This is a genomic window from Companilactobacillus baiquanensis (assembly GCF_003946605.1).
Classification (GTDB): domain Bacteria; phylum Bacillota; class Bacilli; order Lactobacillales; family Lactobacillaceae; genus Companilactobacillus; species Companilactobacillus baiquanensis.
This window is the reverse complement of the sequence record NZ_RHOQ01000002.1, coordinates 206586-221873: the sequence shown is the minus strand read 5'-3', so window position 1 is coordinate 221873 and position 15288 is coordinate 206586. Positions and strand designations below refer to the sequence as shown.

At 34.5% G+C, this 15288-nt stretch carries 14 protein-coding genes and 1 pseudogene; 7 read left to right on the top strand and 8 right to left on the bottom strand.

Features of this window, described 5'->3' with window-relative positions; translation table 11 throughout:
* Positions 1-63: 63 nt before the first annotated feature.
* The gene (locus EKM77_RS11135) at positions 64-198 is read right to left on the bottom strand and encodes a hypothetical protein (RefSeq protein WP_263852824.1); all 135 of its coding nucleotides are present in this window, start codon (positions 196-198) and stop codon (positions 64-66) included.
* A gap of 244 nt (positions 199-442) precedes the next feature.
* Between EKM77_RS11135 and EKM77_RS04750 the strand changes: the two genes are divergently transcribed.
* On the top strand, positions 443-1378 hold the full coding sequence (locus EKM77_RS04750; protein WP_125592907.1) for a DMT family transporter: 936 nt from the start codon (positions 443-445) through the stop codon (positions 1376-1378).
* Positions 1379-1393: 15 nt separating this feature from the next.
* Here EKM77_RS04750 and EKM77_RS04745 read toward each other — a convergent pair whose 3' ends face one another.
* Both EKM77_RS04745 and EKM77_RS04740 read right to left on the bottom strand, forming a co-directional pair.
* Positions 1394-2293: a helix-turn-helix domain-containing protein gene (locus EKM77_RS04745; protein WP_164507714.1), complete on the bottom strand. Its 900-nt coding sequence runs from the start codon at positions 2291-2293 to the stop codon at positions 1394-1396.
* Positions 2294-2307: 14 nt separating this feature from the next.
* On the bottom strand, positions 2308-3192 hold the full coding sequence (locus EKM77_RS04740; protein ID WP_125592905.1) for a helix-turn-helix domain-containing protein: 885 nt from the start codon (positions 3190-3192) through the stop codon (positions 2308-2310).
* Between the two features lie 267 nt (positions 3193-3459).
* Here EKM77_RS04740 and EKM77_RS04735 point away from each other — a divergent pair, with 267 nt between their 5' ends.
* The 6 genes from EKM77_RS04735 (at position 3460) to EKM77_RS04710 (ending at position 9379) form a co-directional block, all read left to right on the top strand.
* Entirely contained in the window at positions 3460-4500 is a 1041-nt protein-coding gene (locus tag EKM77_RS04735) for a Gfo/Idh/MocA family protein (RefSeq protein ID WP_125592904.1), read from the top strand.
* 18 nt (positions 4501-4518) lie between these two features.
* Complete coding sequence (locus EKM77_RS04730) at positions 4519-5382, top strand: sugar phosphate isomerase/epimerase family protein (RefSeq protein WP_125592903.1); 864 nt, start codon at positions 4519-4521, stop codon at positions 5380-5382.
* 47 nt (positions 5383-5429) lie between these two features.
* Positions 5430-6296, top strand: a complete 867-nt coding sequence (locus EKM77_RS04725) for a sugar phosphate isomerase/epimerase family protein (RefSeq protein ID WP_125592902.1) — start codon at positions 5430-5432, stop codon at positions 6294-6296.
* A gap of 191 nt (positions 6297-6487) precedes the next feature.
* Positions 6488-7429: a sugar phosphate isomerase/epimerase family protein gene (locus tag EKM77_RS04720; RefSeq protein WP_125592901.1), complete on the top strand. Its 942-nt coding sequence runs from the start codon at positions 6488-6490 to the stop codon at positions 7427-7429.
* 27 nt (positions 7430-7456) lie between these two features.
* Entirely contained in the window at positions 7457-8500 is a 1044-nt protein-coding gene (locus EKM77_RS04715) for a Gfo/Idh/MocA family protein (protein WP_125592900.1), read from the top strand.
* Between the two features lie 12 nt (positions 8501-8512).
* On the top strand, positions 8513-9379 hold the full coding sequence (locus EKM77_RS04710) for a sugar phosphate isomerase/epimerase family protein (protein WP_125592899.1): 867 nt from the start codon (positions 8513-8515) through the stop codon (positions 9377-9379).
* A 171-nt stretch (positions 9380-9550) separates the two neighbouring features.
* Here EKM77_RS04710 and EKM77_RS04705 read toward each other — a convergent pair.
* The 5 genes and pseudogenes from EKM77_RS04705 to iolE form a co-directional block, all read right to left on the bottom strand.
* A pseudogene (locus tag EKM77_RS04705) lies at positions 9551-10168 on the bottom strand (transposase); the annotation flags it as partial.
* Positions 10169-10711: 543 nt separating this feature from the next.
* Positions 10712-12124 (bottom strand): sugar porter family MFS transporter, encoded by a 1413-nt coding sequence (locus EKM77_RS04700; RefSeq protein WP_125592897.1) that lies wholly within the window; start codon positions 12122-12124, stop codon positions 10712-10714.
* A 45-nt stretch (positions 12125-12169) separates the two neighbouring features.
* Positions 12170-13207, bottom strand: a complete 1038-nt coding sequence (locus EKM77_RS04695; protein WP_125592896.1) for a Gfo/Idh/MocA family protein — start codon at positions 13205-13207, stop codon at positions 12170-12172.
* Positions 13208-13234: 27 nt separating this feature from the next.
* Positions 13235-14290 (bottom strand): Gfo/Idh/MocA family protein, encoded by a 1056-nt coding sequence (locus tag EKM77_RS04690; RefSeq protein WP_125592895.1) that lies wholly within the window; start codon positions 14288-14290, stop codon positions 13235-13237.
* A 68-nt stretch (positions 14291-14358) separates the two neighbouring features.
* Positions 14359-15270 (bottom strand): myo-inosose-2 dehydratase, encoded by a 912-nt coding sequence (iolE, locus tag EKM77_RS04685; protein WP_125592894.1) that lies wholly within the window; start codon positions 15268-15270, stop codon positions 14359-14361.
* Between the last annotated feature and the right edge of the window lie 18 nt (positions 15271-15288).

Sequence of the window (15288 nt, the reverse complement as noted above, 5' to 3'; positions counted from 1 at the left end):
ATACAGTATTATGCACACAAAAAGACCACCAAGCGAAAATACTTGGTGGTCTTCATTAATTAACTATTTAGCGTCCTTTTCAGCACGGCTCTTCAAAAATTCTTTAACTTCTTGTGTTTTGTTTACGCGTTCAGCACCATTCTTAGCGTTAACGGGACGGCGGTGACCAGTATAACCTTTATGTGTATTTTGTGACATCTAGAATCCCTCCTCCCTCATTTGTATATTTCTAATTCAACCATACCATTATAATGGACATGGACTCTTAATTCAAGAGTTAGTTTTTAGTAGTATATCGCATATTATTACTTCAAGTTTTAAATAATATAACACTTTTAAGACAATATCGGAATTTACAAAAAAGAAATCGTTTTATACATTTTTTAAGTGAATAAAAGAAAGTACAATAAAATCATTTATATTTAAAGTGGGGAAGTTTACTATGATAGCTGTTTTAGTGGGTTTAATTATTGGAATTTGGCAACCTATTCAAACTAGTATTAATTCTAGGTTAAAGGTTTCTATGGGTTCGCCTTACTTAGCTTCTTTATTTTCATTTGGAACTGGTACTATTTTATTAGCAATATTCAATTTTTCTATTTACCATACAATATTCTTATTTCCGAAAGAGCTTTTTCATAGCCAACCCATTTGGTTTTGGATTGGTGGAACTTTTGGAGTAATTTATTTAACTTCTAATATCTTACTCTTTCCTAATTTGGGAAGTGTTCAAACAGCAATTATGCCTATACTAGGACAAATCATGATGGGGCTCCTGATTGATAACTTTTCTTTGTTTGATTCAATTCATCAGCCATTTACTGTTATTCGTGCACTGGGATCTATATTAGTTATTTTAGGTGTAACAGGGGCAGTCGCTTTGAATAGTATTTTAACTGAACACAAATTAATTAACAGTAATCCAAAAGTCAAAGGATTACCCTTTTGGCGTTTATTAGGTATCATCGCAGGTATGTTTAGTGCTGCACAAACAGCTATTAATGGCCATGTAGGTGTTGTTGTTGAATCTAGTCTAAAATCAGCATTTTTGTCATTTTTCGTTGGAACAATAACATTGTCCATTATAGTATTAATACTACATCCAAAATTAAAGGTAGAAAAATCTGTTAAAGGTAATCCTTGGTGGATGTGGACTGGCGGACTGATTGGTGCTTTTTGTGTCTTAGGAAATGCTTATATTGTACCAATCGTTGGTACTGGTCTAGCCGTTGTTATCATATTAGTCGGAGTTACTACCGGCAGTTTAATCATTGACCAATTTGGAATTCTGGAATCCAAGAAGAATCCAATTACAGTAGTTCAAATAATAAGTTTGTTAATAATGATTTTAGGAGTAATTATGATTAGATTGTATTAAAAAAGATTTCTGATTCTACTCATTTGATCCAAAATCCTTTATTTGCGCGTTACTATACAATAACCTAAATTTTTGTGGAGTATCGCGCATTTTTTTAGTGAAGACTGATGAAAAATAATGAATCGAACTAAAACCAACCGCACTAGATATATCTGTAATTGACATCGTTGAATTGCTCAATAAATTAGCAGCATACTCTATTCTAGTTTGCTGAATGAAACTATTACAAGAATACGGTTCATATTTTTTAAATAAGCGGAATATTTGTCTTCTGGAAATAAAGAAGTGGTTAGCAATTTTATTTATAGATAATGGTGTCGAAATATTTGCCCTAATATACCGTTTTATACTACGCAATAATTCAGTTTGATCGGTAACAGCAATAAGCCGATCAGATTCATTCAAACCGTTTGTTTCACGATCAATAATTAATTGGAAAACAGTATCGGACAGACTCTGCATTGATAAAACACTCATCTTATTATTTTCATCATATGCCAAAGTTAAATTTAGTAAGGCATCCCATGTCAAAACAATTGGATCATTTTCGCTCAAATTTAAAACAGGTAACTGATAATTAGCCGAATAAAGATCCCAACCGTTGACAGTTTTTGGTACAAATGATAAATAAACTAAGCTCATCCCTGCTTCACTATGCATTTGATGAACTGTCCTAGCTTGCGTAAATATTAATGAGTTCCTGTGAACTGAATATTTTTTATCATGTTCATAATAGAATCCTTCTCCACTAGTGATTAAACATACCTCAAAAAAATAATGTCTATGATTTTGAGTCCCAAAATGATGTTCCAGAGCACCCCAATAAGGAATATCAAAATTAGTTTTTTGAAACTCTATGTTTTTTATCAACTTGTTTAAAACAACTTTTGAAAAACAAATATTACTATTATCCACTACATTCGCCACCTTTAAAAACACATTTTTTTAAATTTGCTTGGTGTCATTCCAATTTCAGATTTAAAAATTTTAGTTAAATGAGATGTATCATTGAACCCACAAGTGGCAGCGACCTCGGCAACACTCATATCTGGTTGAGTAGTCAATAAGCGCTGGCTATGAATCACTCTAACTGAAATGATATATTGATGAATGCTATTGTTAGTGTATGTTTTAAAGTTTTTAGCTAATAAAGATGAACTAACTCCTAAATACTTACAAATATTCGTAGTTGTCAATTTTTCATCAAAATGATCATCAATATATCTCAACGCCTCTTCAACCAATTTCGGAGTTTGATGTAATGTTGATTTATCAATTTGAATAACACTTGAAGAGTTACTCAAATTGATTAGAAATCTATAAATCAAAGTAGAATATGATTCTTCACGGGCAGAAATAATTTGTGAGCGAAAAACATTAAATATTTCATAAATATCATTTTTTATATCATCATTAGCAGTAAAAATATGAGATCCATTTTTTGTAATGAAGTCGTATAAAAATTGGGCTTGATTACCATTAAAATGAAAGAAAGTAAAATGACAGTTAGTATTAGTAAAATACCTATTTCTCTCTTTACAATCTAAAATGATGAAAGAGTCCTTTTTAGCAACATTATTACTTCCGTCAGGAAAAGTGATTGACAATTCACCATCTTGAATATACATAATCAAAAATGAATTCATATATTTACGATCAATACTATATGGGTATGAGACCTTATATTCTGCTCCCCAAAGTGGGTAGAAGAATATTTTTTTTGCCTTATTTGAAGGATTATTAAAGTATATCCCTCGTAAGCATTCTTTTCCCTGTTCATTTATTGGAAAATATTCTGAGAAATCATCCATCATTTTACTCACCTCTTATGTTAATTATATCTCAAAGTCGTTAATTATTAATAAAAAAGAATGAATATTATATTTATTTGTTTGTTTGCAATTATACAAAAGTATCCTAATCAAAAGTCAATAGTCCTCGATATAGCAGCATTACTATTATTCAAGCAATATGTTCAAATATACAATTATTGGATTGAATTGTACATTGAACCATTTTCACATAGATTGTATTCTCAGTCATGTAAACAACATATTCATAAAAATCTAGGAGGAATTAACATGACTTTAAACATAGGTATTATTGGACTCGGATTTATGGGATCCGACCACGTAAAAAGAGTAGCTAAGAGAATCAATGGAGCAAAACTAGCTGGCGTTTGCGATCTTAAAAAAGATTTAGCAGAAAAATATGCAAGTGAATACGGTGCAAAAGTATATGACAACGGAATGGATCTAATCGATTCACCTGATATTGATGCAATTATGGTTGTTACACGTCCCCACGAAACTCATGAACAATTTGTTATCCATGCAATTGAAGTTGGAAAATTTGTCTTTTGCGAAAAACCACTAACATTGACCGCGGCAGGTTGTCAAAAGATTATCGACGCCGAAGTTAAGGGTGGTAAGCGATTAGTTCAAGTTGGATTTATGCGTCGTTATGATCCAGGTTACATGGAAATGAAAAAGGAAATTGATGCTAACGAATATGGTGAACCATTACTTATTCACGCAACACATAGAAATGTTTCTGTTGATGAGACTTACGATACATCAATGTCAATTATAGAAACAGCAATTCATGAAGCAGATGTATTGCACTGGTTATTAGGGGAGGATTATGAATCAGGTACAACATTCCTACCTAAGAAACAAACTAAGTACACACATTCTAAATTACACGATCCACAAATCATTACTTTAGATACAAAATCTGGTGTTCACATTGATTTGGAAGTATTTGTTAACGATCAAATAGGATACGACATAAACTGTGAAGTCGTTTGTGAAGATGGAATTGTACGCTTGGGCACTCCTTCTGTAACATCTGTCAAAACTAATACTTTGAAAAACCAAACTAAAATTCCGGTTGATTGTACAGAACGTTTTAAAGTTGCTTATGACAATGAATTACAACATTGGGTAAATGATGTTCAACAAAATAAAGTTACTGGTCCTTCATCATGGGATGGCCTAGTAGCAATGGTAACTTGTGATGCATTAGCTAAATCACGAGACAATGATGCCGAAAGAGTTACTATCAAATTACCTGATAATAAACCAGCATTATATGAAGATAAAACAACACAAAATGCATAATTGAGGAGGTTAACTTACATGAAATTAGCTTATGATCCATCAATGTTTCGTGACAATACATCATTTCATGACATGATTGAAAAAACGGCTCGTTTAGGATACAAATATATCGAGCTATCTCCTCGAACAGACTTTATTTGGTTTTATCAATATCCCAAAGTAAATTCATCAATGATCAAAAATGTTAAGAAATGGTTGTCCGATGCAGGAGTTGAACTTTCTTCAGTTTTACCAGTACAGCAATGGTCATCTCCTGACGAACAAGAGCGTCAAGCAGCCGTTCGAAATATGAGAAGAACTATTGAAATTACTTCTGAACTCGGAGTTGATACTCTTAATACAGAATTTTCCGGAGACAAACAAAACCCATTGGCTTCTGAAGGACAATGGTACAAATCAATGGATGAATTAATCCCTGATTTTGAAAGAAATAATATAAAGTTAGAAATTCAGGCTCATCCAAATGACTTTATTGAATCAAGTAATGAAGCTGCAAAACTGATTCGTTCTTTAGATAAAGATTGGGTCAGCCAAGTATGGTGCTCCGCCCATGCATTTTATTCAGATGGTGGAATTGGTGATGTAACTAAGCAAATCCACGATAGTTCTGATGTTTTGACTCACATACTTATTGCAGACACACTCAATTTTAAGAATAATTTTGGACTGCGTTATATTATAAATCCACCTGGGGCACCTGTAACCATTCACCAGCATCTAAATCCTGGTGAAGGTGAGGTAGATTTTCCTGCAATGTATAAAGCACTAAAAGATATTAATTTTGATGGAATAGTAACAAATAATGTCTTTGCCTGGCCAGATAATGTCAAATGGTCCAACAAAAAAACACTACCATCAATAAAAAAAGGTCTAGGACTCTAAAAAAATTACTTATGTATTAAATAAACAATTTCATAGGAGGATTTTACATGATTTCTACTGACAGATTTTGCCTAAACAGAAAAGCGGCTCCTGGGGTTAAACTGGATGAGACCCTCGAAATGATTAGTTCTATTGGCGTTAATAATATAGAATTACGTAATGATTTGTACGGTGATCCAGATAACAGTTCAATTATGGATAGTATGAGTAATTCCGATGTCAAGATTGCATTAAATAAAAATGGCGTAGTCATTAAGACAATTAATGCTATTGGTAATATGGATAAGCGAAGTATGGTAAAAGAAAACATTGAAAGTTTAACTGAAATGCTTGAAATGACGAAAAATCTCGACTTAAAGAATTTCGTCTTCTGCCCTGTTAGATCAACTGAAGATAAGAGAACTTCAGATGAGAAGAAGGCCGAAGCAATCGCTAATGTAAAGGACTATTCAAAGGTTTTAAAAAAATATGGCGTCAACGGGTTAATAGAGCCTTTAGGATTCACGGACAGCTCACTTAGAACTCCCTGGGAAGGTCAGGCCATAATCGATGAAGCTGGTGTAGATAACTTTAAACTTGTCGCTGACAGTTTCCACTACTACTTGGCAAATATCACTGATAAACAATTTAATGAAAAAGTTAATATTGACTACATCGGTTTGGTTCATCTTAGTTCCGTATTTGCAAACAAGAAACGTGAGGAATTAGATGACCAAGACAGGTATATGCTTGGACAAGACGATGTAATGCAATCCGCAGAACTTGCTCAAAAGATTGAAGCACGTGGATACAAAGGCATTTATGCATTTGAACCATTTTCTGACGATCTAAAGGAATGGGACGTAACAAAAGCTAAGGAAGAACTAGAAAACAGTATCAAATTAGTTAGAGATGCTGCAAACACATTGGTTTAGAATTAATAGCCATAATTAAACTCCCTTATAAACTCTCAAGTGATAATAAAACTTGAGAGTTTTTATTTATACTTTTTTATTTGGCACTTTTTTGTAAATTACCGTCATTTTGTCCTAAAGATTAATCAAGATCAACGTGTTAAATTTAACTTGTGAATTAATTAATAAGGAATTTATGGAGGTTAATATCAATGGAATTAGCTTATATTACTGACAGCCTTGGATACTTATCTTTCACGGATATGTTGGATAAAGTCAAGTCCCTAGGTGTCACAAAATTAGAAATGACAACAGGGGGATGGTCCCCCGCTCCACATTTAGATCTTGACGGATTAATAGCAAGTGAGGACGCAAGAAAAAAATTTCTCAATGAACTAGACAAACGAGGAATGGAATTAGTCACACTTAATTGTTCCGGAAATCCATTAGATCCTGGTCCCATGGGAAAAGAACACCGTGAAGTCACCGAAAAAACTTTTAAATTAGCAAAATTATTTGGTATTAAAACAATTGTTATGATGAGTGGTTTACCTGCTGCAAGTCCCGAGGATAAGATACCAAATTGGATTACTTACACAGTAAGTTGGCCTGAATCTCTTAAGAAAAATTTGGACTATCAATGGAATGAAGTTGCAATACCTTACTGGAAGAACCTAGTAAAGTTGGCCAAAGAATCTGGAATCGAAAAAATTGCTTTGGAAAACTTTAGTGCTCAATTAGTTTATAATCCAGAGACATTATTTAGATTAAGAGATGCTGTTGGACCAATGGTCGGATTAAATCTCGATCCTAGTCACTTACTTTGGATGGGTGCTGATCCAATTGCAGCTGCTCGTGAGTTAGGTCCTGCAATATATCACGTTCACGGAAAGGATGTTCGTTTAGAACGTGGAAAAGTCGAAGCAAACGGTGTATTAGAAACAAAACCAGTTACTGATACTGCAAATCGTGCATGGAATTATGTCGCCGTTGGTTGTGGACAGGACCTGCAATGGTGGAAGGAATTCTTCTCAGTTGTAAGAATGATGGGCTATAACGATTACGTTTCACTTGAAATGGAAGATTTAACAATGAGTCCTGAAGCAGGTGTCAAAACTTCTATTGACGCAATGCAACAAACCTTAAGTAAATAAAATCGTCATAAAGAAAGGATGTTTAAAATGGTTGTAAATATTGGATTAATCGGAGTTGGAGCTATCGGAAAGGTACATATTGAAAGAATTCAGAACAGAATTAGTGGCGCTCAGGTCGTTGCAGTTTGTGATTTACCAAAAAAAGAAGCTGAAACCAAAAAAATCGCCAAGGCAATCGGTGCAGAATATTTTGCTGACGGATTTGAATTAATTAAAAGTGATAAAGTTGATGCAGTCGTAATTACTACAAACGACCCTGCTCATCCACAATATACATTAGCAGCAATTGAAGCTGACAAACATGTATTCTGTGAAAAGCCTATGGCAGTTGATCCTGCAGATTGTATCAAGGTCATGGATGCTGAGATGAAACATGGTAAGAGATTAGTACAAGTTGGTTTCATGCGTGCATTTGATCGTGGATACGATGAAGTTAAGGCTGAACTAGATAGTCATAAATATGGTGAGCCACTCTTACTACACTGTACACACAGAAATCCATCGGTAGGAACAGAGTATGATACACCAATGGCCGTTGAAAATACTGCCGTTCATGAAATGTTCACCTTACCATGGTTACTTGGTGAAAACTTTATCAGCGCTAAGGTAACATTACCTAGAAAGCAAACAAGAAACACTCACAGCAATTTACATGACCCTCAGATGATTTATCTAGAAACCGAATCTGGTGTGTTAGTTGACTTGGAAGTATTCGTAAACTGTCAATGGGGATATGATATTAACTGTAAAGTTGTTTGCGAAACTGGCGAACTCAGCCTATTAGATCCACATTATCATGAAGTAAAAACTGCCAATAAAGACTCAGTTCCAATTTCCGAAGATTGGAGTGATCGTTTTGTACAAGCATACGATACTGAATTCCAATCATGGACTAACTCAGTCATTGCCGACAAGACTAGTGGTCCTTCTGCATGGGATGGATACTGCGCTTCAGTTTCAACCGCTGCAGCATCAAAATCCCGTGAAACTGGAAAAACAGAACCAATCAATTTGATTGATTGTCCAAATCCAGAATTCTATGGTGTTTCAAAAAACAAAGAATCTGTTTAGGGGGCATCACAAATGAAATTAGCTTATGATCCATCAATGTTTCGTGATAACACATCATTTCACGATATGATTGAGAAAACTGCTCGCTTAGGATACAAGTATATAGAATTATCACCAAGAACGGATTTCATTTGGTTCTATCAGTATCCAAAAGTTAACTCAGAAATGATTAAAAATGTTAAGAAATGGTTGTCCGATGCCGGTGTAGAACTTTCCTCGGTTCTACCCGTTCAACAATGGTCGTCCCCTGACGAGCAAGAACGTCAAGCAGCGGTCCGCAATATGCGTAGAACCATTGAAATCACATCAGAATTAGGAGTCGACACTTTAAATACGGAATTCTCAGGGGACAAACAAAATCCTGTTGCCTCTGAGGGTCAATGGTACAAGTCCATGGAGGAACTAATTCCTGATTTCGAAAGAAATAACATAAAGTTAGAAATTCAGGCTCATCCCAATGACTTTATTGAGTCAAGTAATGAAGCCGCAAAATTGATTCGCTCTTTAGATAAAGATTGGATCAGTCAAGTATGGTGCTCTGCCCATACATTTTATTCAGACGGTGGAATCGGTGACGTCACCAAACAAATTCATGATAGTGCAGATGTTTTAACTCATATATTGATTGCTGACACATTGAACTTTAAGAGTAACTTTGGGTTACGTTATATTATTAACCCACCTGAGGCACCCGTAACTATTCACCAACACCTAAATCCCGGTGAAGGTGAAGTAGATTTCGAAGCTATGTATCAAGCACTCAAGGACATAAAATTCGATGGTATAGTTACCAATAATGTTTTCTCCTGGCCAGACAAAGTAGAATGGTCAAATGAACAGACATTGCCTTCAATAAAAAAAGGCTTAGGATTGAATTAATTTTATTAAGTGTGTCAAGCCAAAAAGTCGCTTAACAATTAGTTGCTAAGCGACTTTTAATATACAATTAACCATTAAATTCATACTACATGTCCTTTATTAAATCTAAGTCAAATCGTATTGGTGAGACTTTTTAGCCCATTTACCACATCAGAAATGATGTGGTTTTTTTTACGCCAAAATTAGTCTTATTCTTATGAAGAAATGTTTTAGATTCCTAAATCCATAACAGTTATGTTTAAGCTTTTTGATTTTTCCAATTAGTCCTTCTAATGGACCATTGGAATATGGAAGTTCACAGCTATTTTCAATATATTTCAAATTGCGTTTTAATGTTGATATTGCCGTGTCCATTGAAGAGTTGATTTTTGTATAGTCTTTTAAAGTTTCATTTAATAACGTGCTATCTTTTGATTTTATTGCTCTTATGATTTTTTGATATGTTTCATAAACAAGGTTCATACTTCGATTCACTCCAGTACCTATATCTACTAGGTTCTGTTGAGTCATGTATTCGTTCAGTCCAAACATAAACTTTATATTTGATTGATCCAACTCATCTTCAAATAAATGATACATTCTCCAATGTAATTTAAGTGATTTATATTCTCTTGAACGCTTATCATTAATGGATTTCAGAGTTGATATTCTAACTTGATCTAGGGCTCTTCCCACGAGTTGAACGATATGGAATCTATCCACAATTATTTTGGCATTCGGAAATAGTCTTCGAATCACGCTTTGATAATTAGCGTTTAGATCAATAGAAACAGATTGAACTTGTTGTCTTTCCTGTAGTGAATACTCTGTCTAAAAGTGTTCGATCAGTTTCATTGATAATCTAGTAAGTATATTAATTAGTGCATGTTTGCATCACAAGCTATGAGAGGAAAAGAATGACTAGCTTAACGAAATTAATCCATACAGATATTTTACAGATTTCATAATTTAGTATCGTATATCCTTAGATAATCTCGATATCATTGTAACCGCAAAGAAACCCTTATATGATTTTCCTTCTACACATTATGTATGAATATAATATTGTATTTACACATCCAATCCATTTCGTATGTGAAAGTCTATTAAGACTATTCACAATTTGAAAAGTTGCCTTTATTTTTTAAATGTTCGAATCTAAAGCTTTCGTTTTAAAACTAATGGGAACTTCCGTATAACGATTAACACCCCCACCGCACAGCATTTTTTTATTTTGCACACTTATATAACACTCAACTAACTTCAATGGTATAAAAAAAATTCTTCTAAGTTAGAACTTAGAAGAATTTATAAATCCGACAACAAACATATCATTAAATCGATACTAGATTATTATTTGTCATATTTATTTCTGAAATATTTTTCAATTTCTTCAAGAGGAACACCTTTTGTTTCAGGTACTCTTGCTGCAACGAAAATTATTCCGAACACACAACATGCGGCAAAGATATAGAAGGTATAAGCCATGTTCCATTGTAGTAGAACTGGTGAAAGTAATCCAACAAAGAAATTACCTAACCAAAGTACAAAAATTGTAATTCCTGTACCAATCCCACGATATCTTTGTGGGAAAATTTCTGAATTGATCAACCAAGTAACAGGACCTAATGTTCCTTGGAAGAAGATAATGTAAACATAGACTAATACAACAATTGTAATTCCTGCCCAACTTGCGCTTGCAAATGCTGTATGAATGACACCAGCGGCAACTAATGCAAGTCCACAAATTGTTAATCCCGCAAACTCAAGTTTCTTTCTACCGAGCCAATCAATAGTAAACATACCCAAAACAGCACCTACAATTGAGAATAAGCCATTACCAGTATTTAGAATAGCAGCAGTCGTTGTACTGAATCCTGAATCAGATATAATCTGACCACCGTAATACATGATTGAATTAATTCCCGCAAACTGTTGAATCAATCCTAATACTGAACCCGTAATAAGAATTTGAAGGATCCATTTTGTACTTACTAATTCTTTGAATGTAGCTTGTTCTGCTGATTCCGCTTTATCTTGTTGGTCTTTGTCCTTGATTTCTTTCATTTCTGGATCAACAACAGCGGCAGCTCTGATACGTCTCAAAACATTCAAAGCTTTATCCATTTTTCCTTGTGATACTAACCATCTTGGTGATTCTGGAACTAGATACATACCTAACCACAAAACAATAGCTGGGATTGTACCTAAACCTAACATCCAACGCCAAATAGCGGCGTTACCAGTACCTAATGGAGTTAATGCAGCATTAACTCCAAAAGCAACAAACTGACCAGTAACAATCATAACTTGCGCAGTAGTAACCATCTTTCCACGTAGTTCTGACGGAGCAATTTCAGCAATATATACTGGAACATTAGCTGAGGCTGAACCAACGGCTAATCCTAATAAGAATCTAAAAATAATTAAAATAGTAATATTCGTAGAAAATGCACATCCAAGTGCACCAACAGAAAATACAATACCTAAAATAGTAAGAATTTTCTTTCTACCTATCTTATCTGCAAATGGTCCACCAAAGATAGCACCAAATGCAGCACCCAATGTTAATCCTGATGAAACGATACCTTGTTGAAAGGCATTTAAGTCTAATTGACTCTTATCGGCGATAAACACAAGTGAACCATTAACAATACCTGTGTCATAACCGAAAAGTAATGAACCCATGGCGGCAATAAATGTAGCTAACCACAGAAAACCACTATGGTTTGATTCTGATTTCTTAGTAGTTGTACTAGTATCCATTGTTAAGCCTTCTTTCGTTAAGAGATTTGAATTATCCTACTAAATTTATAGTTTGATATTTACCAATTGACCGCTGTTCGCTGACTCTTGGCATGCCTTAGCAATTTTGAGTGCTTTAATTCCATCTTCAACCGTTACTTCTGGTTGAGTTCCTCGTTTAACGTTATAAACAAAGTCTTGAACTTCATCAGTAAAGGCATTATCAAATCTCTCTCCGAAACTTTGAAGTGATGGCTTAGTGACCCCATTTTCACTAAAGACTGTTACTCGATTCAAGTCTGGATGTTCGCCCACTCGCAGCCATCCATCTGAACCCATTATTTCTAACTCCACTTGGTTACCGTGTGCTGCGTGACGACCGCCAATGAGCGTGGCAATTACACCACCATCCATCTTAAGTTGGGCAACACCTGTTTCAAACTCACCAATTTTCTCAAGTTCTGGAGCCGCAATATTACTTGTTAGCCCATAAGCTTGCACTGGCTCCTGTTTAGTAAACCAGCGAATTAAGTCGACATCGTGAATATTCATATCAACGAAGATTCCACCAGAATCTGCTTCAGTAGCAAACTTCGTAAAACTTTCCATACCTGAAATTGGATCAATTCCGTATCCACGCATGTAAATGATTTTCCCAATTCTACCTTCGTCTACTAATTTCTTTGCGTATCGATATGATTCATCATATCTGCGCATGAATCCACTTTGGAATATTTGCTTTGGATGTTGGTTAATTACATCTGCCATTTTGTTTACTTCATCAAAATCAAGTCCTAATGGTTTTTCACAAAATACATTTAACCCCGCATTCATCGCATAGATAGTCATTTCTGGATGAAATGGTGTTGGAGCAACGATAAAGATTGCGTCAATGTCTTCTTTGTCTATCATTTCTTTGTAATCTTTATATGTATTGGCAACACCTAAATCATTATGTGCCCATTTTAATTGTTCATCATCCAAGGCACAGGCAGCGATTAAATCAATACCTTGAATTTTTTCAACTAAATGTCTTGCATGTCTTGAACCTAATCTACCTAATCCAATAATTCCCGCTTTGACTACATTCATTTGTTCTGACATTGTACTTCCCCCAAATTTCACAAGTTACTATACAGACTTAACTACACTGCTTTCTTGATAGAATTCTGGTGTATCAGGGAAGTCTAAGTCTTGTGTTGCTCCATCTTCATTCAACGATTTGATAGCTGCATCAGCTGTAACAGCAGCAATATAACCATCCCATGATGAAGGACCAACTGGTGATTGATCTTGTGATACATGATCAATAAAGTCTCTGAATTCAATATCATAAGCACTTTCAAATCTTGCTTTCCAGTCCGTCAAAATAGCTGTACTATATTCGGCATTTAATCTTGTAGCTACTTGTGGAACTGTTGGCAATTCAAGAACTCCTTCTTCACCAATAACATCACATTTAATGTCATAACCATATTGGCAACGAACAAAGACTTCATTGATAATGTTGATTCCTGTCTTAGTTGTAATCATAACGATTTGTGGATCTTGAATATTATCGTTTTGAACATATTTTGTTTGTTTTGGACTGAACACACGAATATTTGCGTATGAGTCGTTTACTAACCAGTGGTCAATATCAATTTCATGAATAGCTGTTTCAATAATTGAACGTGTTGAATCATATTCCTCTGGTTGTGTTTGATTATAATGACGTTGATCCATCATTAATGGTTTACCGATTACACCATCATCAATCATTTTCTTCATTTGTACATACTCTGGAGCATAATGACGCATGAATCCTACTTGCAACATTCTACGTCCAAGTTTTTTCTCTTGATTAATAATATCCATACATTGCTTAGCATCCAAAGCTAATGGTTTTTCACAGAATGTAAACTTACCAGCTTTTAGGGCTGCCATAACGATTTCATAATGTGCTTCATTACTTGCAGTACATACAACAACATCAACATTAGGATCATTAACTAAATCATGATAATCACTATAATCTGTTGCCTTAAGGCCTTGTTCATCTAGTTGCTTTTGAGCTTTACCAGAAACAATATCACAGACAGCGGTTACATCAACATTAGCAATAGTCTTTGTTAAACGATGTAAATGATCAGATCCAATGAAACCAATTCCGACGATACCTACTTTTGTTACGTGTGCTTCAGCCATAATTATATTCTCCTAATTATTTATTTTTTTAGTATAATAAACTCCCAATTTATATACTTTTTATTATTTTAGTGAACTGCTTCTTTTAATAAATCATTTTCAATATAGTTGTGAGCTTTCAAGGCATATTCCAATGGATTTGCCTTATCAGGATCTTGCTCTGCTTCAACTACAATCCATCCCTTATAGTTATTATCAACTAGTTCTTTAAATACAGGTTTGAAATCAAGATCTCCGTCACCAGGAACTGTAAACATACCATTTAAAAATGATTGCTGGAATGTCATACCTTTTTCACGACATTCTTTTTCTTTTGCCAAACGAACATCTTTGAAATGAACGTGAACAACACGATCAATGTGGTCTTTTAGAAGTGACATGTAATCTCCATCTGATACAGCAATATGACCTGTATCATATAAAAGTCCAACTAGTTTTGGATCCGTATTGGCCATCAGACGATCAGTCTCTTCCTTTGTTTGGACAACAGTTCCCATATGGTGGTGATATGCAACCTTAATACCGTACTTAGATGCAATTTCACCATAGTGATTCAATCCATTGCAAAGTTCGTCCCATTCTTTGTCTGTCATATGGGCTTTATCAGTAAAAATATTTTTTGTATCTGATTGTTGAATTGTATATGTTTGCTCCGAAACAACAGCGACTGGTGCATTAACAGCTTTTAAGTATTGACAATGTTTTTCAAAAGCTTCACTAGCCTTATCAAGACCATCACGAAGAATAAAACTACTAAACCATTGTCCGGCAATTTGTAGATTTCTTAATTTCAATTCATAGTTTAACTTCTCAGGTCCAGGGAAGAATCCACCAATTTCCGTTCCTTGAAATCCAGAAACAACAATATCACTTAGTAATTGTTGTAAATTATTGTCTGCACCGATTGAAGGAATATCATCATTTCTCCAACCAATTGGTGCAATTCCCCATTTAATATCATTCTTAACATCTGAAGCCATAATTATACCTCCTCAAAA

Excerpts from the sequence above, each read along its gene's own strand:
- EKM77_RS11135 (WP_263852824.1), bottom strand. The coding sequence starts at position 198 with ATGTCACAAAATACACATAAAGGTTATACTGGTCACCGCCGTCCCGTT.
- EKM77_RS04750 (WP_125592907.1), top strand. The coding sequence starts at position 443 with ATGATAGCTGTTTTAGTGGGTTTAATTATTGGAATTTGGCAACCTATT.
- EKM77_RS04740 (WP_125592905.1), bottom strand. The coding sequence starts at position 3,192 with ATGATGGATGATTTCTCAGAATATTTTCCAATAAATGAACAGGGAAAA.
- EKM77_RS04735 (WP_125592904.1), top strand. The coding sequence starts at position 3,460 with ATGACTTTAAACATAGGTATTATTGGACTCGGATTTATGGGATCCGAC.
- EKM77_RS04730 (WP_125592903.1), top strand. The coding sequence starts at position 4,519 with ATGAAATTAGCTTATGATCCATCAATGTTTCGTGACAATACATCATTT.
- EKM77_RS04725 (WP_125592902.1), top strand. The coding sequence starts at position 5,430 with ATGATTTCTACTGACAGATTTTGCCTAAACAGAAAAGCGGCTCCTGGG.
- EKM77_RS04720 (WP_125592901.1), top strand. The coding sequence starts at position 6,488 with ATGGAATTAGCTTATATTACTGACAGCCTTGGATACTTATCTTTCACG.
- EKM77_RS04715 (WP_125592900.1), top strand. The coding sequence starts at position 7,457 with ATGGTTGTAAATATTGGATTAATCGGAGTTGGAGCTATCGGAAAGGTA.
- EKM77_RS04710 (WP_125592899.1), top strand. The coding sequence starts at position 8,513 with ATGAAATTAGCTTATGATCCATCAATGTTTCGTGATAACACATCATTT.
- EKM77_RS04700 (WP_125592897.1), bottom strand. The coding sequence starts at position 12,124 with ATGGATACTAGTACAACTACTAAGAAATCAGAATCAAACCATAGTGGT.
- EKM77_RS04695 (WP_125592896.1), bottom strand. The coding sequence starts at position 13,207 with ATGTCAGAACAAATGAATGTAGTCAAAGCGGGAATTATTGGATTAGGT.
- EKM77_RS04690 (WP_125592895.1), bottom strand. The coding sequence starts at position 14,290 with ATGGCTGAAGCACACGTAACAAAAGTAGGTATCGTCGGAATTGGTTTC.
- iolE (WP_125592894.1), bottom strand. The coding sequence starts at position 15,270 with ATGGCTTCAGATGTTAAGAATGATATTAAATGGGGAATTGCACCAATT.